General features: G+C 68.0%; 20 protein-coding genes and 1 other RNA gene. 2 read left to right on the top strand and 19 right to left on the bottom strand.

Going from position 1 to position 19,520, the window contains the following annotated elements:
- Positions 1 to 20: 20 nt before the first annotated feature.
- Entirely contained in the window at positions 21 to 1,781 is a 1,761-nt protein-coding gene (locus R3E10_02200; GenBank protein MEZ4414543.1) for a glycoside hydrolase family 3 N-terminal domain-containing protein, read from the top strand.
- Between the two features lie 28 nt (positions 1,782 to 1,809).
- On the opposite strand, the gene R3E10_02195 is transcribed toward R3E10_02200, so the two are convergent.
- The 5 genes from R3E10_02195 to dusB form a co-directional block, all read right to left on the bottom strand.
- Complete coding sequence (locus R3E10_02195; protein MEZ4414542.1) at positions 1,810 to 2,517, bottom strand: hypothetical protein; 708 nt, start codon at positions 2,515 to 2,517, stop codon at positions 1,810 to 1,812.
- A gap of 106 nt (positions 2,518 to 2,623) precedes the next feature.
- On the bottom strand, positions 2,624 to 4,144 hold the full coding sequence (locus tag R3E10_02190; protein MEZ4414541.1) for a SulP family inorganic anion transporter: 1,521 nt from the start codon (positions 4,142 to 4,144) through the stop codon (positions 2,624 to 2,626).
- Positions 4,141 to 5,130 carry a c-type cytochrome gene (locus tag R3E10_02185; protein MEZ4414540.1) on the bottom strand — a complete coding sequence of 330 codons (990 nt, stop codon included), beginning with the start codon at positions 5,128 to 5,130 and terminating at the stop codon, positions 4,141 to 4,143. The genes R3E10_02190 and R3E10_02185 overlap by 4 nt, the downstream gene beginning before the upstream one ends.
- A 454-nt stretch (positions 5,131 to 5,584) precedes the next feature.
- Positions 5,585 to 5,945, bottom strand: a transfer-messenger RNA (tmRNA) gene (gene ssrA, locus R3E10_02180).
- Between the two features lie 59 nt (positions 5,946 to 6,004).
- Entirely contained in the window at positions 6,005 to 7,024 is a 1,020-nt protein-coding gene (gene dusB / locus R3E10_02175; protein MEZ4414539.1) for a tRNA dihydrouridine synthase DusB, read from the bottom strand.
- Positions 7,025 to 7,152: 128 nt separating this feature from the next.
- Between dusB and R3E10_02170 the strand changes: the two genes are divergently transcribed.
- Positions 7,153 to 7,605, top strand: coding sequence for a PTS sugar transporter subunit IIA (locus tag R3E10_02170; GenBank protein MEZ4414538.1), 453 nt, complete (start codon positions 7,153 to 7,155; stop codon positions 7,603 to 7,605).
- Between the two features lie 69 nt (positions 7,606 to 7,674).
- Here the strand turns inward: R3E10_02170 and R3E10_02165 are convergent, their stop codons facing one another.
- The 14 genes from R3E10_02165 to R3E10_02100 form a co-directional block, all read right to left on the bottom strand.
- On the bottom strand, positions 7,675 to 8,103 hold the full coding sequence (locus R3E10_02165; protein ID MEZ4414537.1) for a hypothetical protein: 429 nt from the start codon (positions 8,101 to 8,103) through the stop codon (positions 7,675 to 7,677).
- A gap of 124 nt (positions 8,104 to 8,227) precedes the next feature.
- Entirely contained in the window at positions 8,228 to 10,129 is a 1,902-nt protein-coding gene (gene selB / locus R3E10_02160; GenBank protein MEZ4414536.1) for a selenocysteine-specific translation elongation factor, read from the bottom strand.
- Positions 10,126 to 10,875, bottom strand: a complete 750-nt coding sequence (gene recO, locus R3E10_02155) for a DNA repair protein RecO (GenBank protein ID MEZ4414535.1) — start codon at positions 10,873 to 10,875, stop codon at positions 10,126 to 10,128. The genes selB and recO overlap by 4 nt, the downstream gene beginning before the upstream one ends.
- A complete protein-coding gene (locus R3E10_02150) occupies positions 10,872 to 11,960 on the bottom strand; it encodes a hypothetical protein (protein ID MEZ4414534.1) in 1,089 nt (362 codons plus the stop codon). Before R3E10_02150 ends, recO begins: the two co-directional genes overlap by 4 nt.
- Before the next feature lie 60 nt (positions 11,961 to 12,020).
- Positions 12,021 to 12,587, bottom strand: a complete 567-nt coding sequence (locus R3E10_02145) for a bifunctional nuclease family protein (protein MEZ4414533.1) — start codon at positions 12,585 to 12,587, stop codon at positions 12,021 to 12,023.
- 73 nt (positions 12,588 to 12,660) lie between these two features.
- On the bottom strand, positions 12,661 to 13,839 hold the full coding sequence (metK, locus tag R3E10_02140; GenBank protein MEZ4414532.1) for a methionine adenosyltransferase: 1,179 nt from the start codon (positions 13,837 to 13,839) through the stop codon (positions 12,661 to 12,663).
- A gap of 82 nt (positions 13,840 to 13,921) precedes the next feature.
- Positions 13,922 to 15,670, bottom strand: a complete 1,749-nt coding sequence (ptsP, locus tag R3E10_02135) for a phosphoenolpyruvate--protein phosphotransferase (protein MEZ4414531.1) — start codon at positions 15,668 to 15,670, stop codon at positions 13,922 to 13,924.
- Positions 15,667 to 15,954: an HPr family phosphocarrier protein gene (locus R3E10_02130; protein MEZ4414530.1), complete on the bottom strand. Its 288-nt coding sequence runs from the start codon at positions 15,952 to 15,954 to the stop codon at positions 15,667 to 15,669. The genes ptsP and R3E10_02130 overlap by 4 nt, the downstream gene beginning before the upstream one ends.
- The gene (locus R3E10_02125; GenBank protein ID MEZ4414529.1) at positions 15,951 to 16,697 is read right to left on the bottom strand and encodes a PTS system mannose/fructose/sorbose family transporter subunit IID; all 747 of its coding nucleotides are present in this window, start codon (positions 16,695 to 16,697) and stop codon (positions 15,951 to 15,953) included. The genes R3E10_02130 and R3E10_02125 overlap by 4 nt, the downstream gene beginning before the upstream one ends.
- Positions 16,694 to 17,356, bottom strand: coding sequence for a PTS sugar transporter subunit IIC (locus R3E10_02120; protein MEZ4414528.1), 663 nt, complete (start codon positions 17,354 to 17,356; stop codon positions 16,694 to 16,696). Before R3E10_02120 ends, R3E10_02125 begins: the two co-directional genes overlap by 4 nt.
- Positions 17,344 to 17,847: a PTS sugar transporter subunit IIB gene (locus R3E10_02115; protein ID MEZ4414527.1), complete on the bottom strand. Its 504-nt coding sequence runs from the start codon at positions 17,845 to 17,847 to the stop codon at positions 17,344 to 17,346. The genes R3E10_02120 and R3E10_02115 overlap by 13 nt, the downstream gene beginning before the upstream one ends.
- Positions 17,822 to 18,244, bottom strand: coding sequence for a hypothetical protein (locus R3E10_02110; protein ID MEZ4414526.1), 423 nt, complete (start codon positions 18,242 to 18,244; stop codon positions 17,822 to 17,824). The genes R3E10_02115 and R3E10_02110 overlap by 26 nt, the downstream gene beginning before the upstream one ends.
- Positions 18,237 to 19,199 (bottom strand): HPr(Ser) kinase/phosphatase, encoded by a 963-nt coding sequence (gene hprK, locus R3E10_02105; GenBank protein ID MEZ4414525.1) that lies wholly within the window; start codon positions 19,197 to 19,199, stop codon positions 18,237 to 18,239. Before hprK ends, R3E10_02110 begins: the two co-directional genes overlap by 8 nt.
- Positions 19,196 to 19,510, bottom strand: a complete 315-nt coding sequence (locus R3E10_02100) for an HPF/RaiA family ribosome-associated protein (protein ID MEZ4414524.1) — start codon at positions 19,508 to 19,510, stop codon at positions 19,196 to 19,198. Before R3E10_02100 ends, hprK begins: the two co-directional genes overlap by 4 nt.
- Positions 19,511 to 19,520 lie beyond the last annotated feature (10 nt).

Below are 19,520 nucleotides of genomic sequence, written 5' to 3'. Positions count from 1 at the left end.
CCACCCCACCGGGGGATGTCATGATTCGCTCGCACCCTCGCTTCCTGGCTCTCACGCTCGCTGTCGCCCTCGCGCAGGGAGGGCCACGGGACGTCCAGGCCCAGGCCCGTTCCCTGGCGCCTCCGGATACGGCGTGGGTGGAGCGCACGCTCGCCTCCCTTTCGTTGGAACGGAAGGTGGCTCAACTGGTCACTCCCGACCTGAGCTCGGCGGGATACATCTCCGAGGAGGACCCGCGCCTGCAGCAGTGGGTCACGCTGGCCCGCGCCGGTGTGGGCACCTTCGTGCTCTACGGCGGCACGCCCCGAGACGTGGCCTGGCTCACCAATCGCCTGCAACGCGAAGCGGAGATCCCCCTGCTCATCTCCGCTGACTTCGAGGGCGGCCCGGGCCAACAGGTGGTAGGAGCCAGCGAGTATCCTCCCAACATGGCGCTGGCAGCAGCGGGAGACACCGTCCTCATGTATCGGGCCGCCTCCGCTGCCGCGGACGAAGGACGCGCCATGGGGATCCATCTCACCTACACGCCCGTGGTGGACATCGCGGTACGGCCGGAAAACCCGCAGGAGTCGTCCCGCTCCTTCGGAGGCGACCTGGATCTCTTGGGGCGCATGGTCCGCGCCTATGTGCGCGGGTATCACGACCACGGGATGCTGACCACGGCCAAGCACTTCCCCGGGCGCGGCGATCAGGTGCCGATGCCGGGAAATCCGCCGTGGATGTGGAATCCCAAGACCGAGGCCCAGCTCGAGACCCAGGAGTTCACCGCGTTCCGCCACGGCGTCGCGGCCGGCGTGGATTTCATGATGAGCGAACACATCGCCGTGCCAGCGGTTGCGGGCGGTTCCGACCTCCCGGCCAGCGTGGAGCCTCGCCTCGCCACAGGAGTGGTTCGAGGGAGGCTGGGGTTCCGAGGGATGCTCACCACCGACGATCTCTGGTACGACCACGTGGTGGCCCGCTTCGGCGCCGAGGAGGTGGCGCTGCGCGCGTTCGAGGCGGGGCACGACATCCTCCTCAAGCCCCGAGATCCGGTGGCCGTGATCGCGGCGCTCACAGGCGCTGTTCGGTCCGGCCGCATTGCAGAGGCGCGCGTGGACGATGCCGTTCGCCGGCTCCTTCTGCTCAAGACCCGGCTGGGTCTCCATCGCGAGCGCATGGTGGATGAGGGCGCCGTCGGAGACATGGTCTTCACGCCCGCCCACCATGCACTGGTACAGGAGATCGCCGACCGGTCTCTCACCCTCCTGCGCAACGAAGGCGTCCTGCCGGTGACCGCGCCGCGTCGCCTGGTGAACGTCAGCATCCAGAAGACCGACATCGATCCCGGGCCGCCCCTCCTGGAAGCGAAGCTCGCCTCGGCGTTTCCGGGGACCCGCTCGTTCACGGTGCGGCCGGGTCAAAGCTCGGAAGCCCGCGCGGCCATCGTGACGGCCGCGGCGGATGCCGACCTGGTGGTGGTCTCCCTCTTTGTACAGCGGGACCGCAGCGGAGATGCTGCACCGCTGCGTGACAGCGACGGGGAGTTGATCCGCACCCTGATGGCCGCACACCCGGGACGAGTGGTGGCCATGGTCTACGGCAACCCCCACCTCGCGCGTGCGCTCCCCGATACGCCGACGCTCCTGGTGGGGTACGGCGAGCGCACCTGGTACGGAAACCAGGACGCCTACTTCGACGCCTTCGTGCGCACCCTCACCGGAAAGCTCCTCCCGACCGGGCGGTTGCCGGTGCATGTGAGTGACCGCTATCCGCTGGGATCCGGGATCGTCCACCACTGAGCGGAGGGCCCATTGAACCCACCCCGCGCTACCCGATGTACTGGATCGAGTAACCCCGCTCCTGGGCTCGATTCACGGCAACGATGCCCGCCGGCACGATATGCGCGTTCCCGATGGTGTTCGCGGCAAACTCCGCGCGGACGGCCTCGCTCTCCTGGCCAGTGGCACGGGCGATGCCGCCGGCGAAGGCGGTGGTGGCCATGCCACACACTGCGAAGTGGGTGCCTCGCGCGATCATGTCGTCCAGCTTGATGCGTCGGTTGGTCATCCCCTCCCCCCCCGACCCGTCGTTATAGCGGTTCCGCATCGAAGCGCCGCCCGTCTCCGGGTCGACCCACCCCACACGTTCGGAAAGCTGCTCGCCGTACTTCGCCCAGATGGCGTCGTTGAGGGCGAAGACCGTCGCGTAGTGCCGCAGGCAGATGACGACCGCGAGGTCGGCGTCGGCCAGGTCGTATCCCGTACGATTGGCCACGTAGTAGTTCGTCGCGAACACCATGGCTTCGCCCGCCCCGCCGGGTGACGTGGCATCGAAGAAGAATCGATGTTGACCCGGCAGAGCGTCGAACCAATCGTCCTGCGCATGCCGGGTGGGCTGCCATTCCGTGCGCCGGGGAGTTTCGGCCCCAAGGGAGCCCGGAGCCATCGTGAAACCAGCGGTGAACGCGCCCATGGCCGCCGAAAGACGAGACAGGAAGGGGCGGCGCTCGAGTGGGTTGCCGTGGACATTTTTCATCACGATCTCCGGGTTCGGGGCCGTTCCAAGCTAGGGCGGTGGCGCCCACCGGGGGAAGATGTCGACCCGTTGCCGAGGCGACCACCCGGGGGGTCCACCCTCGGTCTCAGCCGCGGACCACCTCGAGGCCACCCCCGCGACGCTCGCGCTCTAGCCGAATGGACTCAATCATCTCGAGCGCCGACGAGTCGCAGTAGGGCACCCGCGTCAGGTCGAGCCGCGTGCGGCCGCCGGGGTGACCGGCAAGATGTAGCTTGAGCGCGTCGAGGGTGGCAAAGAAGAGGTTGCCCTTCACCGCGATGATCTCGGTGTCGCCTTGGGTCGTGAACGAAAACGTCAGTCTCGACGCACCAACCACGAAGAAGAGGAGCGACGAGGCAGCCGCGACCAAGATGCCCGCCTCGAGCCCGATGAGCGTGATCGTGAGGACAGTGAGCGCGAATACCGCTGCGTCGATGGGCATCTTGGCGAAGCGGCGCGCATGCTTCACTTCGATCATGCCGATGCCGACCAGGGCGATGATGCCGGCGATCGTGGACATGGGGACGTAGGTCAGGACCGGGCCGAGGGTCTTGGCGATGACCCCGACCGACAGGGCTGCGACGAGACCCGTCAACGTGCTGCGCCCGCCCATCTCGACAGCGATCGCGGTTCGGTTGAAGCTGCCCGAGCCCGCGAAGCCCGAGAAGAGCGGACCGACCAGGTTGCCCACGCCCTGGGCGAAGACCTCGCGCCCGAGGCTGACGCGCGATCCGATGTCGCTCTTGAGGTCCTGGGCGATGACCAGGGACTGTGAGAGGCCCAGCACCGCCAACGCAATCGCGCTCGGGACCATCTCCTGCATGACGAGCACGTCCTCGTGGGTCACGGAAGGGAGGCGGAACGGGAACAAACCCATCGGGATCCGGCCGAGCAGCTCGAGATCGGTGCGCACAGGTCCCAGGAAACCCACGAGCAACGCACCCGTAGCTCCGCCGATCAGCACCGCCCCGACGATGTACGTCCGTCGCCAGCGGCGTCGCATCACCAGGCCCGAGCCGATCGTCAGCGAGCTCACCAGGGCGGCGTATGGGTTGACCAGCTCATCCCACGAAGCGAACGCGATGTAGAACTTCTCGTAGAAGAACTGCGTCTTCATCGTGGTCATCCCGAACGCCCCCTCGACGGCCGAGGCGATGAGCAGGACACCGACGCCGGTCTTGATCCCCGAGATGGCCGCCGGACTGAAGTAGCGAAACAGCTCCGCGCCGCGCAGAAGCCAGATCAGGAGTTGGACGACTCCGACCATGATAGACAGGAGGAGCGCGTACTCGATGTACAGCGGGCTGCCTCGGCCGGCGAAGGGGAGAATCGTGCTCCCGAGGAGGATGGACATCGCCGTGTTCGGACCGGCGAGCATGGGCGTCGTACCAAAGAAGCTCGTCAGGAAGGCGACGAAGACGGCGCAGTAGAGACCGAATTCAGGCGGCAAGCCCGCGAGGTACGCGAACGTGATCGCCTGCGGGATCACCAACACGCCGCACACCGCCCCCGCGATGACCTCGGAGCGCGTGTCGGTGTCGCTCCAGGAAGAGAACTCGGGGAAGGCTTCGCGGCGCAGCTCCCTGGCGTAGCCGCGAAGAGTCACGCGGCATCTCCGCCGAACCAGCCGGCGACGCGACGGATCACCTTCTCGAAGAGCTTGCGCAGGCGCCCGTCCCGCGGATCGGAGGGGCGAAGCTGGAGGTTCAGATACGCCGCGACGTCGAAGGCCTGCTGGTGGCTGAGGGTCCGGCCCATCTGGTACGGCATGTTCGCCCAGATGAAGCCCGCGGCCTTTTCGATCCGGCTCATGCCCGCACCCGCGTTGTACGACTCGGGGCCCCACAGCGGCGGCGCCAGCTCCGTGCCCCGGCCGTCGCTGCCGTGACAGGCCACGCATGTCTGCTCGAAGACGACCTCGCCGCGGGCCGGGTTCGGGTCGAGGCCGGTCTCCGGCAGCGTCGGAACGCCCGCGCCTTCCGGTCGCTCACCGATGACCTCGCCCTCCGAGAGGAAGTGGATGTAGGCCGCGACAGCGAGGACCTCAGGGGCATCCTCCGGGGGCATGATGCCGTCGAGGCTGTAGAGGAAGCACTCACGGATGCGCAGGCCGATCCCGTTGCGCACGCCGTTCTTCGAGCGCCACTGCGGGTACATCCCCGCGATGTTGAGCGGCATCCCGTCCGGTTGGGTGCCACCGTTCAGGTGGCAGTTCGTGCAGCGGAGCCGGTTTCCCGAATACCGAGACGCGTAGCGCTCGGTCTCCGTCACGATCCGGTACCCATAGACCACATTGCTCTCGTAGTCGTCCAGGAAGTCCCGCCTCATGAGCTCCTGTAGGCGTGGGCTCGGCTGGGTGACGTACGGGATGAACGGAAGATCCTGGCCGGCGCTCGCCCCGGGGAGGGGGCCGCTCCCAGCCGTGTCCGGCTGATCGGCGAGCTGAGTGACCGACGGGGCCGTCCCGACTTCCGACCCGGCGCCGGAGGCGGCGCCGAGCGACCAGCCCCCCAGCGCGAGCGCGAAGCAGGCGAAGCCGAATCGGGCACCCGAGCCCGTCAGTGGCAGGGGTCCGCCGGAGCGGGTACTCACAGGCTTCCTGAGCCCCTGTCCGTGACGCGACGCTTCGTCGTCATGCCAGCCTCCTTCTTCCTCGAGCTGTGACCGTGTGCAGGCCCTCACATTCCGAATCCAAGGCCGTGCGCGCTCCACGCTCGGAATAGGAACCTTGGGCGAAGCCGCTTGGCAATGGGCAAAGGGTGGCGGGACAACGGGTTCGCCTCCCGCCGATCAGAAAAGAAAGGCCCGGGGCGCTTGCCCCGGGCCAGAAAGTGGAGGCGGCGGGAGTGAGCTGCGGTCGGCGCTCCGCGCCGATCCTCGCTCTGTCGCGGAAGACCAGCTCGGCTCCTTCGCGCTGCAGCCCGATCCGCTCCGTGCAAACCCACTCACGGTCCTTGCCTGCGGCAAGTCCCGGCGGGTTCGCCTCCCGCGGGTCTCGAAAGCAAGAGCGCTCCCGCAACCCGATCGGCTGCGAGAGCGCTCTGGTTAGTGGAGGCGGCGGGAGTCGAACCCGCGTCCGCGAAAGGATCCTCCGAAGCCCCTACGTGCGTAGCTCGCTGTTGTCTTCGCTAGGAGATGGTCAGCGAACCACCACCTTCCCGGCTAGCCATCCTGTGTCTTGAGCGTGCGCCGGACGGCAAAACGCACGCAGCAGCCCGAATTGTCGACGTCTCAAGCGCTGCCTCGGGCAAGCGGCTCAGGAGACGCGCTGCAACTAACCGAAGTTAGGCAGCGAGCGCCAGTTCAGAGTTGGCAACTAATCATTTCCCAGGTGTTTTACGAGGCCTCCCGGGCACCTCGGCACGCGACTCAGGACTCTCCAGACACGTCGAAGCCGTGACGCCCCCGGTGGTCCATCCGCACGGACGCAAGGTCCGTGCACGCTCAAGATACCCGGGGGCGGCGCTCAGGGATCCCCGCCGAGCGGGTCGGCCCCATCCGGGGTGCCGACCAGGGAGGCGTGCACGTACTCATCGAGGAGCGCACCGACCTCGGCCAAGGACTCCGCTTCGAACAGCCGTACCCGAAGGGCCCGTCCGTCCGGCAGGCCCTTGGTATACCAGGCCAGGTGCTTTCTGAACTCCAGCAGGGCACGCTCCGGGTCGCCCCCGTACACCAGCGCTTTGCGCGCGTGGGCCAGGCAGATCCGGAAGCGTTCCGCCACGTCCGGTGGCTCCGGCAGCGGCTGCCCCGACAGGGCCGCCCGGGCTTCACGAAACACCCAGGGGGCGCCATGGGAGCCCCGAGCGAGCATGATGCCGTGGCAGCCGGTCTCCTCTCGCATCCGCGCGGCGTCCGCTCCTGACCGCACGTCACCGTTGCCGATCACCGGAATACTCAGCGCCTCGGTCACCGAGCGGATCTCCTCCCAGCGGGCTCGCCCCGAGTACATGTCGGCACGAGTGCGCGGATGCAGCGTGAGCATCCTCGCGCCGGCGGCCTCGCAGCGGGTCGCGATCCCGACGGGATCGCGCGTCGCTTCATCGAACCCACTTCGGATCTTCACGGTGACCGGCACGGTGGTGGCCCCTGCCACGGCCCGCACGATGTCTTCGACCAGGTCGAGGTCACGCAAGCATCCGGACCCCCCGTTGCGCCGCACGACCTTCTTGACCGGACACCCGAAGTTGATGTCCACGAAGTCGGGCGCGAACACGTCATCGACGTGGCGGGCTGCCTGGGCCATCGTCTCGGGGTCGGCCCCGAAGATCTGCACTCCGATCGGTCGCTCGCCGGGGTCGAAGCGTAGATAGCGAGCGCTGCGCGCGCTTTGGCGCACGATTCCGTCCGCCGAAACGAACTCGCTGACCACCACGTCGGCGCCAAAGTCTCTACAGAGACGCCGGAACGGGGATTCGCTCACACCGGCCTGGGGCGCCAGGAACAAAGGCGCGTCCATCGCCACCAACCAATCGATGAAATCCAACGGCATGCTCCAAGCTAGGTCCGAGGCGCGCCGCGCCGTAGGTACCTTCCCTCCCTTTACACCCCGGGCCGCTCCCGGTAACCTTCGCGGCTCCACGGACCCCGCCCAGCCGGCCCAGGAATCGCCGTATGAGGCTCAGAGACCTCTTCACTGCCGAATGCGTTTCCCTCGAGCTCGAGGCCGAAGGGAAGGACGAGGCCCTCGAGGAGCTGATCCATCTCCTCCGCCTCGACGAGAAGTCCGAGTCGACGCTGCTCAAGACCCTGCGCCGACGTGAGAAGCTCGGATCCACGGGAATTGGCAAGGGAATCGCCATCCCGCACTGTCGCTCGCTGGTGGTCAGCCGGCTCCGTCTCGCCTACGGCCGCAAGCCGTCCGGCCTGGATTTCAAAGCCATCGATGGGCAACCCGTCCAGCACTTCTTCCTGATCGTAGCCCCTCCTCTGGAGGTCTCGAACCAATATCTTCCCGTGCTGGGGAAGATCGCGCAGTTCGCCAAGGATCCCCAGGTACCGGAGCTGCTTCTCAAGGCGCAGACTCCCGATGACTTCCTGACGCTGCTTGCGAACCGCGCTCCCTGACCGACCGCAGGGCAAAAAAAAAGCCGCGCCCTCCGCGCCGGCCGTTCCTCGCGGGCGACGCCCAGTCCGCTACTTCGCGACCAGCATCCGCTTGATCTGGGACCGACCGTTCACGGTGATCTGAACGAAATACACGCCGGACGCCACCTGGGCACCACTGCGATCGTGGCCGTCCCAGTAGGCTTCGTAGCGCCCCGGAGATCCGTACTCGAGGTTGTCCACCGCCACACCCTCCCCCTCCACATGACCCAGGGCGGTGGGCGATGCGACCAACTGCGACAGGATGTTGTAGATGCGGATCGTGACCCGGACCGGCTGCCCGCTCTGGAACAGCCCCTCACCCAGCACGAACGGAACCCGTGTCTCGGGATTGAAGGGGTTGGGGTAGTTCTGTTCCAACTCGAAATCGGTCGACGGTCGTGGGGGTTGGCCCGCCTGTTGGGCCGATGCGACCGAAACCGTCGCAGCCATGAGGAAGGTCACGAACGCTAGGCTCAAGAGCCTGAACCGTGCCTTCACGTCTGCCTCTGGTTCTGTAGCTGTGGACCCGATAGGCCTCCAAGGGTTCATCCAGCCGCACACGCGGCCCTTCGGGGAGGATACGCTGCCCTGAGCGAGGCGGTCAAGAGCCAGACTCCCGTCCAGCCAGGTCCCGGTGAACAGCCCGCCCGTCGGTTTCACGCGTCGTCACCCCCTCTCTGTCCAGATAACCCAGGATCGGCAGGAGGTGCCGGCGCGATACTGGGATCACCCCGCGGAAGTCCATGGGACCCAATCCGGTGCGGCCCGCCAGTTCCTCCTGGACCCGGCGCCGGACCTCTGCCAGGACCGGAGCCCAGATGAACAGATCCGTATCCAGGCGAACGAGTTGCCCGACCCGCTCGAGGTGGCGCACGAGCGGCCACGGATCCGGCTCCCCAGCCGTCTGCGCCGCCAGCCCGACGGCGGGGGGCTCCAATCCGGCCGCCTCGTACACCCGGGCCACAACCGCGAGGCGGGCGCTCTCTCGCTCGCCCGGTTGCACGGTGTAGCCGGGCGGTCGGAGGAGCCCGTCCGCAAGCTCCAACTGCCGTCCGGTCAGCAGTGCCTCCAGAGCCAGCTCGGCCACCGGCCCTCCGCCGGCAGCGACCCGGGCCGGGTCGGGGGGTGCCCCCGGGGCCAGGGGGTCCTTGCTGAGTTGTTCGTCGACCCAGCCGAGCAGCGCGGCCTGGGCAGAGGCGACCGCACCGCGGGGGAAGACCTGGCGACCCCGCTCGACAGCCCCCTCGAGGCGCACCGCCTCATCACAGGCGCTTGGGGTGCATCCGGTCAGGACGGGCAGGAGCGTCCGGAGCACGCCGTCCCTCCCGGCCCGTTCGAGAACAACACGCACGCGCTCGGCCTCGCTTCCGCCTGACAGTGCCTCCAGGGCCCCAACGGGGAGCGGTCGCTTCCTGGCCCGCCGCGGCGGGTGCGGCTCCAGCACCCGGGCACCGCCCACTGTCCGCACCGGACTCAAGCTCCGCAGCACGATCCGGTCCCCGGTGCGAGCCGGAAGGGGAGTCTTCAGGCGAATCTCCAGCCACCCCCCCTGCCCGGGCTCCAGCACGGGGCCCCCCAGAGGAAGCACACGTCCCACGACCTCGGCGGTGCCCAGATGAACGCGGAGCCGGTCGCCCCGGGTCCAGGGCGAAGCACCGTCCAGCACCTCGCCCCAGACCGTGAGGCGACGGGAGGCCTGCCACTCACCCAGGTCGCAGAGGATCTGGCCACGGGCCACGCTCTCCGCCCCGGGGCCGGTCAACGCCAGCGCCGTGCGCTGGCCCGCGTCGGCACGCTCCACAGCGCGACCATGAGCCTCGACCCCCCGGACGCGCACCTCCCCGCCGCCCGGCCTCACATGAAGCCGGTCTCCGACGGCGATCTTCCCGCTCCACAGCGTGCCCGTGACAACCCGTCCCGTCCCACGCACCAAGAAGCTCCGGTCGACGGGCAGGCGCACGATGTCGTCTCCGCTCCGCCGCACTCGACCCTCGAGAGCCTGCCGGATGGCGACCCGCAATTCGTCGAGGCCTTCCCCGCTCCGCACGGAGGTCGCGATCACGTGGGAAGCGGCGTACGGCGTCCCGTCGAGGAGCTCCGCCACCTCGCCCTGAACCAGCTCCAGCCAATCGGTCTCGACCAGGTCGCTCTTGGTGAGTACGACCAGGATTCGCGGAACACCCAGGAGCTCCAGCACCGCGAGATGCTCGGTCGTCTGCGGCATCACGCCCTCATCGGAAGCCACGACCAGCAGCCCCAGGTCCATCCCGCTCGCGCCCGCCACCATGGTGCGCACGAAGCTCTCATGACCCGGGACGTCGACCAGGCCTGCAGACGCATCCTCCCCGAGGTGCAGTTCGGCAAAGCCCAGCTCGATGGTGATCCCCCGCGCCTTCTCCTCTGCCAACCGATCCGGATCCACGCCGGTGAGCGCCAACACGAGGGCGCTCTTCCCGTGGTCGATATGCCCGGCCGTACCGACGATCCCGAGGTGCACCGTCATCCGATCAAGCCCAACAAGAGGTCGAGCGACCGCAAGGCGCGCCCCTCCGCCACGTGATACGTAACGAAGTCACCAAGCAGCTTGAGGTGTGCCCCCAGGTGACTCGGATCGGTACCTCCCGGCTCCACCGTGCTGAGGAACGCTCGCAATTCGGCGCGCGCCCCCGGACCCACGCGTGGTCCGGAAGCCGAGGCTCCGCAGTCTGCGCAAAGCACTCCACCGCGCGCGAAGTCGAAGCGCCCCACCTCTTCTTCGACGAGGACCTCACCGCAGCGTACACACTCATCGAGGGAGGGCTCGAACCCGAGTGCGGCCACGAGTTGCCAGAGGGAGGTCAACACTTGCTGCGCCACATCGGAGGGGGCGCACGACTCCAAGGCATCGAGGCCCTGCTCCACCGACTCCAAGAGAGCGGCCTGAGGCGCCTCAGGCGCGGCCCGCAGCAAGAGCTCCACGAGCGCGGACGCTCCCGCGAAGCGGGTGGCCGGAGACGCCAATGCCAGGCGGGCGCGCTCCACGTGGAAGCTCCCGAGGGTCTGCAGCTCCCGCCCATCGCGGTAGTGGAGCGTAAGCTCTCCGGTGGTGAAGGGCTCGAGATGCGTGGAGGAACGCGTTCCAGTGCGGCGGGCACCACGCGCCACCACAGACACCACGCCCCAGCGCTCCGTGAGCAGCCGAGCAATCTGGCTCGTCTCTCCGTAGGGTGTGGCCCTCAGGACAACGGCCCGTGTGCTGGTGGCGCTCACTGGTCGGCGCCCGCCCGGTGGAGTGCGCGGAGGAGCTCGGCTCGTGTTCGTTCATAGCGCGCCCGCTGTACTCCATTTGCAGGGGCCTGCCGTTCGAACTCCTCGTCCAGGCGCGCGATCTCCGCGACGATCTCCGATCGGTCACGCCCGTCCCTGGGGGCTCGACCCCGCGAATAGCCCCACAGTCCCAACACCCCCAGCGACAGCCCCAGCACCACCATCAGGGGGGCGAGAGGCAGCCGGCGATCGGGACCGCCGGGATCGATGCGAACGGCCGAGTCTACGAGGTCCTCTCCGACATACCGCCGAAAGGTCGTGCCAGGCTCCAACTCGGCAGGCGGGCCCCCCTCCAGTCCCCATACCGAGAGCGCGGGTGCGGGTTCTCGCACCAGCACCTCCATGCGTTCAGTTACGCCCACTAGAGGCAGCGTGAATCCGACCGACGGAATCCGGTAACGGAAGAGGAACAGGCGTGGGCCGGGAGGCACCGCCGCCGTGGTCCGCGCCACATCTCCGTCGAACACGGCTCCCGCCGGAGGGAGGTCGCTCTCCCCCACCTGATGATCGGTGCTTCCGCTCGGAAAGGCGACACTCCACACGGCGTCGCCCAGCGGGCCCGCCACCCAGGTGCGGGTATCCTCGTTCCTCACTTCGATCAAGTCCGTTGCCTGCCAGCCCTCGTCGAGCGGCTCCAGCACCAGGTTGCGCACCGCGACCACCAGGGGGGCGCCACCCACTGGGGCAGTGACGGTGTCGTAGACCTCGATGATGTAGAGGCTGTCGAGATCCGCAGGCGACGTCAGCGTGGGACCGAAGTAGAGGATGCCGTCATGGCGCACCGAAGCGAAGAAGACCTCGTCCAGACGGTCGGGGTCGGGCACATACGGGAAGAGGAAGTGGAAGCCTCCGTCGGATTCACTGGAGGTGCGCGCCAACTCCCCGGCGGAGTCAGGAGAGACCCGGTGGAGCACCACCTCGGCGTCGCTCATCGGCGTCCCTGCGCGCATCACGGTCCCACGCAACTCCGCCGACGCTTCTTGTTGAGCCGCGAGAGGGCGGAAGCCCAGCAGCGCAGCGGGCAACACGAGGAGGCTCCACGCGCATGCAAAGGAACGACGGAGGGGCAGCACCAGGGCGCCGATCGCCTACGGACGGAACCGTCCGAAATCCTCGGGGTCGAGGCGACGCAGATACGCCTGCAACTCGTCGGCGTCCATCTGTCGCACCTCACCTGCCTCCGCTGGAGACCCTTCGGCTTCCGGCTCGGTGCTCAACACCTCGATCGTCCGCTCTTCCAGAAGAGAATCGTCCGCGAAGATGTGCGCGTCGGTTCGCAGCGCCACGGCGATGGAGTCGGACGGGCGCGCGTCGATGGAGAGCACCTCCCCATCCCGGTGCACGACCAGCTCGGCGTAGTACGTGTTCTGATGGACCCGAGCGATCACTGCCCTGGTGACGGTGCCCCCCATGCCCTTCAACGCCGAAACCAGCAGATCGTGCGTGAGCGGGCGGGGCGGCTGCAGGCCGGCCAGATGGGTGGCGATGGCGTTGGCTTCGTTGGGGCCGATCCAGATGGGCAGGACCCGGCGGCCATCCTTTTCTTTCAGGATCACCACGGGCTGGTTGGCCACCCGATCCATGCCAAGACTGTGTACGCGAACCTCGACCAGCACCCGATGACCCCCGTTGGCGGCCCACTCCGACCGTGCCACGTGCCTCGGGGCTAGTACTCCGCTCCCGGCCGGGGGTTCGGTCCCGGCCGGGGCACCCTGGGTTGTCCTCGCCTCAGAGCCCGAGCGCGGCTTTGAGGTCTCCGACCCGGTCCAACCGCTCCCAGGTGAACAGGTCCACCACACGCCCGTCCGAGAGCGTGCGCTGACCTGGCTCACGGCCGAAATGCCCGTACGCGGCAGTGGGTCGGAACATCGGATTGCGCAACTTCAAGGCCTCGATGATCCCGGCAGGGCTGAAATCGAAAACCTCCCGCAGAGCATCCACGATCCGCTCCTCCGGGACGGTCCCCGTGCCGAACGTGTCGACGAAGATCGAAACGGGCTGGACCACGCCGATGGCATACGCAAGCTGGATCTCACAGCGCTCCGCGACTCCGGCGGCCACCAGGTTGTTGGCAGCCCACCGCGCCGCGTAGGCGCCGGACCGGTCCACCTTCGTCGGGTCCTTCCCGCTGAAGGCACCACCACCGTGCCGCCCCATACCCCCGTAGGTGTCGACGATGATCTTCCGTCCGGTCAGCCCGGCATCCCCGTGCGGTCCGCCGATCTCGAAGCGTCCGGTAGGGTTGATGTGATGGACGCAGCTCGAGGAGTCGTACAGGTCGGCCGGAAGCACGGGCTTGACCACCCGCTCGAGGATTTCCGTGCGCAGGTGCTCCTGGCTGACATCGGGCTCGTGCTGGGCGCTGACCACCACCGTGTGCACCCGCACCGGTTTCCCGGCCTCGTATTCCACGGTGACCTGGGACTTGCCATCCGGGCGCAACCAGGCCAGCTCGCCGCTCTTGCGCACCTCCGCCAAGCGTTGGGTAAGGCGATGCGCGAACATGATGGGCGCCGGCATCCCCTGCTCCGTCTCGTTCGACGCATACCCGAACATCATGCCCTGATCGCCGGCTCCCCCGGTATCGACCCCCATCGAGATGTCAGGGGACTGACGATCGATGCTGGTCAACACGGCGCAGGTACGACCGTCGATTCCGTACTCGGCCCGGTCATAGCCGATCCCGAGCAGCGTCTGGCGAACGATCTCGGGCACATCGACGTAGGTCGAGGTGGTGATTTCTCCCGACACCATGGCGACTCCGGTCGTCACCAACGTCTCGCAGGCTACGCGTGCAACGGGATCATCCGTGAGGATCGCATCGAGAACGGCGTCGGAGATCTGATCGGCGATCTTGTCGGGATGTCCCTCCGTCACCGACTCCGACGTATACAGTCGAGAACCCACGCGGGTGTCTCCTTCGTTCGCTGTGAATGAACAGGGTTCAAGGCCGAACCAAGCTACCGACGACCCTGGGGGGCGCCAACCGTCACCCGAACATCGACAGGTCGACCGCCGGCCCAATGCTCCGGACCAACTCCTCGACCACGCTTCGGCTGTCCGGCGCCACCAGGGCCCGCCGGGCGGACCGACGGGCTTCCGCCAGGTCGATGGCTCGAATGGCGGAGCGCAGCTCCGGCACGGCGGGCCAGGCGACCGACAGGGCCGTGAAGCCAAGCCCGAGCAAGAGGAATGCCCCCACCGGATTCCCGGCCATCTCACCGCATACCGACACGTCCCGCCCCCCCAATCGTCCCACCCGTGCCACGCGATGTAGCTGCCGCACCACGGCCGGGTGGAAGGGGTCGTACAGCTTCTGCAGCCGGGCGTTGGTCCGATCGACCGCCAGCGTGTACTGGACCAGGTCATTGGTGCCCACGGACAGGAAGGCGGCATCCCTGGCCAGAGCCCCTGAGTGCAGGGCCGCAGCCGGAGTCTCCACCAAGGCGCCCACCGGACACGGGCCACAACGAACCCCGGCCGCTTCCAGCGCGAGCCGCTCCTCCTCGAAGAACCGGCTCGCCTCGCGTAGCTCCGCGGCGGTGTTGACCAGGGGGATCATCACGCGCACCTCGCCGAAGGCCGCCGCGCGCAGGATGGCCCGCACCTGAGGACGGAAGATATCGGGGCGGTCGAGCATGACCCGAACCGAGCGCCATCCCAGAAAGGGGTTCTCCTCTGCCGGCATCTTGAGGAACAAGGGGAACTTGTCTCCGCCAAGATCGAAGGTGCGAATCAGGACGGGACGATCCGTAAACGCCTCGACCACGGAGCGATAGGCCTCGAATTGCTCCTCTTCGTCAGGCATGGCGCTGCGGCCGACGACCAGGAACTCGGTGCGAAACAGTCCGACGCCGTCGGCGCCCTGGCGCCGAGCCAGGTGTGCCTCGCCCGGCAGGTCGAGATTCGCCCAGAGCGAGACGCGCACCCCGTCCGCGGTTCGGCTCTCCCGGTCCCTCTCGGACGAGACCTCGCGTTCCCAGCGAGCCAGCCGGCCGCGGCGATCAGCGAAAGCACGGCGATCCGGGTCGCCCGGCGAGAGCACCACGCGGCCGGTGCGCCCGTCCAGGAGGATCGGGGTACCGGGCTCCGCCGCCGCGAGGACCCCGCGCGCGCCCACCACGGCGGGAATTCCGAGCGAGCGAGCCAGGATGGCCCAGTGGGACGTGCGCGTGCCCTTCTCCGTAACGATACCCACGACGTGACGAGTATCGAGGCGCATCGTCAACGAGGGCGTGAGGTCGTCCGCCACCAGAACGGTTGGTTCGTGCAGCGTGTGCGTCTCGTCCGGGTCAGGGAGGTCGAGCAGCAGGTGCAGGAGATGGACCTGGAGATCCTGCAGATCGTTCAGGCGATCCAAGACCATGGGGTGCTGCGTGCGATTCCACATCGCCAGCACCTCGAGCGAACGAAGATCGAAGGCACGGGCCGCCGACAGCCGATTCTCCCGCACGTAGCGGATCGTGCCGTCGACGAGCAACTCGTCCTGCAACATCAGGAGTTGTGGCTCGAAGATCCGTGCCTCCACGGGGCCCAACCGCTGCTCCGTGTTGGTGCGTAGCGCCTGCAAGCGCTCCCGCATGGCTTCGAGGGCGCCTCGGAAGCGGTCGACCTCGGTTTCGATCGCGTCTTCCCCCACCGTGCAGTGGGGCACCTCGGGGACGCGCCAGACCAGCCGGCGCGCCATGCCCTCTGCGATGCCCTCGGACGCCGGCGAGCCCTGCAACGTGAGCGTCACTCGTCCTCCCCGAGATCGAAGCCACGCTGTACCAATCCCGTCAACGCGGGGATCGCGTCCCGTGCGTCGGGGCCGGTGGCGCTGAAGTGGAGCTCGCTCCCCACCTCGGCGGCGAGCATCAGCACTCCCATGATGCTCTTGGCATTCACTTCCAGACCGTCTTTGGCAACACGGATGTCCGACGTGAAGCTGCTGGCCAGCGACACCAACGCGGAGGCGGGCCTCGCGTGCATGCCCAGCGGATTGACGATCCGAACTCGGCCAGTGATCGCGTCCATGCTCATGACAACCATCCCACGAGAGACAGCATCAGGATGACCAGGGCGGCCAGGCGGGCTCCCGTCCTGGCGCCACGTTCTCCGACGAACACACCGAGGGCGAACAGCGCGGCTACCGCCACGCCCGGGAACCAGAGGGTCGCGGCGCCGCCCAGGGCCAGTCCCAGGATCGCACCCAACAGGACCCCGCTCGCGACCGCGGTCGGAAGTCCCAGCCGGCCCGACCACCGACTCAGGTCGGCGGCCCGCAGCCGCGTGCCCACGTCCTTGCCAGCCTGCCAGCCCGTTCGTGCCGCCCAGATCCTGAGCGCGAGGTGCCCGGCATTGTAGAGCACCAGGAACCCGGCCGCGACCGCCCACCAGGGCGCCCCACGAAGTGCGGCCGCAGACGCGCAGAGCAACGACAGCGGAAGCCAACGCGCCCAGATCAGGCGGTCGCCCAGCGCCCCGAGCGGCCCCCGCAGCGCGGTTTTGAAGCGCTCGATGCGTTCACTGGGCTCACCTTCCTCCTCCATGCGAGCGACGGCGGCCAAGGCCAGCGCGGCGAGGTAGGGGTGGGCGTTGAACGGCGCCGCATGGCGTGTGACCGCCGCTTCCAGCGCGTCAGGGTTCTGAGCGTACACACGCCGTAGAACCGGCGCGAGAGCCCAGGCGAATCCATTGCCGATCTGGGTGCGGGTATTCCACGAGCCCTGGATCAGCAACGAGCGCAGGACGGTGCGCACCACGGTCAAGCCGCCGCCGCTCACCCCAGCACTCCCGTCAGGAACAGTCCCACTGCGAGGCCCGCGAGGAGCGCACCCACGGAGCGGGCGCCGGTCCCCAGGTTGTGGAAGAACGCACCCAGAGAGAAGCTGCCTGCTGCCAGGAGCACCAGCCGGGTGTGAGGCGCATCCAGCAACCATCCCTCCGCCGCGGGTCCACCCAGCAGGCGCGCCAGCAGCAGTCCGAACGCGCCCACCACCGCGCCGCGCGCCGCGTCGCGCGCCAGGGAGCGCCAGTGGAAGGCCGTCACCTCCGCGGGATTCAGGCGCCCGTCGTGGTCGCGCGGGGCCGCAACCCCTTGGAAACGGTGCAACCACTCGACGGTCCAGCCGCCCACGTTGGCCATCACCAACCCCAGAAGCACCCCGAGGGCCACGCCGCCGGGTCCCGCGTTCGACGAGAGGACCGCGGCTCCCACCACCGCACCCAAACCGCCTTCGGAGACCCGCGCGCCACCGATCTGAAAGAACGGCAGCTGCAAGAGCTCGAGGATCAGCCCGATGGTGAGCCCGCCTTCGGGGCTCCCGACGATCCACCCTGCCAGGCTGCCCGCCACCAGCGGGCGCGAGATCATGAACTGCCCGACCGAGGCGCCGTCCAGCGCGACCACGACCACCAGACCGAGCAGGATCAGCGCGTCCACGCGGCCTTTCCTTTGCGAAGGAGCGCATCTCCACGCACACGGCTTCCCCCGGGCACGTCCTGGGCGTAGACGTCCACTCCGTGTTCGAGCAACCAAGCGAGATCACTCACCTGGGTTTCCGAGAGGTGGAGGTAGGGCAAGACGGTGCGTCGGCCTGGGGCCGCGTGCAGTCCGCCCAGATTCACCGCCTCGCCGGCCAGATCTCCGCGCTCCACCAAGGCACGCACCGTGCTCAGGTCCCGCGTCAGAACAACCGCCGGCTCGGGCTGACCGCTCCACTCGGCCAGCAACGGTCCGGCATGGTCACGGTCCACGAACGCCAGCGTCGTCTCTTCCGGGAGAGCGAGCTCGTAGAGCTCCTGTTCCCAGCGACTCCCGGCGAGGTCGTCGTCGACGACCGCATAGCGCTGGGCCCCCAGGAACCCTCCCCAGCCGACCACCACCTGGCCGTGGATGAGGCGCTCGTCAACGCGGATCAGTACGATCGCCACGAGCCTCGGGCTCCAGGACAGCCATGACCCCTTCCTTGCCCCGTTCAACGAGGCGTGACACCAACTCCTCCAGACCGAGCTCGCGATGAAAGACGAAATCGAGGAGCATCGGCAGGTTGGCGCCGCAGACGATCGCCCAGCGCCCGCTGGCCGTGGCCACACGACGGGCCACGACGGAGCAGCTCGAGCTGCGCAGGTCGGTGAAGATGATCGTCGGGCCCTCGCCCGCAGCCGCCAGCAGACGCTCCCCCATCACCTCCGGTGCGATCTGCTCGTTGCTCAAGGGCGACAGGGCGCCGCGAATCCCCGTGATGTCCTCCACCGCGCGCACGAGCGCCTCGGCCACGCGGCCGTGGGCGAAGACGACGCCGTGCACCTGGGCACCGGTCTCACTCATCGTCTTCTTCCAGGTATTCCCGCGCGGGTGCCATGGCTTCCCGCAATCGCCGGTCGAAGTCCTGGGCCGAATCGACACCGGAGTAGCGCAGCAGGTGGTTCATGGCCACGACCTCGCTGACCACGGTGATGTTCTTGCCCGGATTGAGAGGGATGGTGATCTCGGGGATGGATACCCCCAGGATGGTGCGCTCCCCCCGTTGCAGTCCGGTGCGGTCGAAGGTGTGGGTTGCGTCCCAGGTGACGAGATTCACGATCAGCTCGATGCGCTTCTGGAGGCGGATCGCACGGATCCCGAAAAGGGCACGCACGTCGATGATGCCGACTCCGCGAATCTCCATGTGGTGGCGTTGGCGTTCGTGCCCCCTGCCGAGCACGACGTTCCTGGCACGACGCGTGGCCAGGACCACGTCGTCCGCCACCAGTCGGTGCCCGCGCTCGACGAGATCCAACACGCATTCCGATTTGCCGATCCCCGATTCTCCCGTGAAGAGCACGCCGACGCCATACACGTCGGCCAGAGAGCCGTGTAGCGCCTCGGTGGGAGCCAGCCGATCTTCGACAAAGGGAGCCAGCACCCGAAAGACGTCCCGCGTGGGGCGCGTCGAGCCCAGTACCGGGACCCCGCAGCGCGTCGCGGCATCGAGGAAGGGTTGCGGGAACTGCAACCCCTTGCTGACGAATGCGGCCGGAACGCCCAGGCGGAACAACTCGGCCACACGCTCGGTGGCGAGGTCCGTCGGGAGAGTCTCCAGATAGGTCATCTCGGTCTCGCCGAAGACCTGAAGACGCTCGGCCGGAAAGCGGTCGACGAATCCCGCCAGTGCCAGTCCCGGCCCTCCTACGTCGGGGTCCGTGACGGGACGCTCCAGAGACACGCCCGGATTCAACTGCTGCAGCTCGAGGCTGGCCTGCTTGACCCGCACCAGCTCCTGGACGGTCAACCCGGTGGTCACCCCTGTCCGTCTCCCCGTGATCGATGCTCGGTCTTGGCACCGCGGCGTCTGCGCAGCGTGCGGTTCAGACGCTCGCTCAGTCGATCCACGGCGTCGACGAACTCCGTAGCCTCTCCCTTGGCGATCACCGGCTCGGCCCCATCCACGCTCAGCACCGCCTCCACCCGGCGCACGTGCCGCTCCTCAGTGAACACCAGCTCTCCGGAACTGAGGCGGGGCTCGAAGCGCTGGAGCTTCAGCAATCGGCTCTCCGCACGCTGCTTGGCCTCCTCGGGCACTTCGCACTGACGAGCCGTCATCCGTACCTGCATCTGTCCTCCG

The sequence above is a fragment of the Gemmatimonadota bacterium genome (genome assembly GCA_041390105.1).
GTDB lineage: Bacteria > Gemmatimonadota > Gemmatimonadetes > Longimicrobiales > Gaopeijiaceae > JAGQIF01.
The sequence above is the reverse complement of the archived record's forward strand: the minus strand, read 5'-3'. Positions and strand labels throughout refer to the sequence as shown.

What these genes read in the sequence shown, in the direction of transcription:
- selB (MEZ4414536.1), bottom strand. Translation starts at nt 10,129, where the DNA reads ATGACGGTGCACCTCGGGATCGTCGGTACGGCCGGGCATATCGACCAC.
- R3E10_02200 (MEZ4414543.1), top strand. Translation starts at nt 21, where the DNA reads ATGATTCGCTCGCACCCTCGCTTCCTGGCTCTCACGCTCGCTGTCGCC.
- R3E10_02195 (MEZ4414542.1), bottom strand. Translation starts at nt 2,517, where the DNA reads ATGAAAAATGTCCACGGCAACCCACTCGAGCGCCGCCCCTTCCTGTCT.
- R3E10_02130 (MEZ4414530.1), bottom strand. Translation starts at nt 15,954, where the DNA reads ATGAGCATGGACGCGATCACTGGCCGAGTTCGGATCGTCAATCCGCTG.
- R3E10_02100 (MEZ4414524.1), bottom strand. Translation starts at nt 19,510, where the DNA reads ATGCAGGTACGGATGACGGCTCGTCAGTGCGAAGTGCCCGAGGAGGCC.
- R3E10_02110 (MEZ4414526.1), bottom strand. Translation starts at nt 18,244, where the DNA reads ATGAGTGAGACCGGTGCCCAGGTGCACGGCGTCGTCTTCGCCCACGGC.
- R3E10_02170 (MEZ4414538.1), top strand. Translation starts at nt 7,153, where the DNA reads ATGAGGCTCAGAGACCTCTTCACTGCCGAATGCGTTTCCCTCGAGCTC.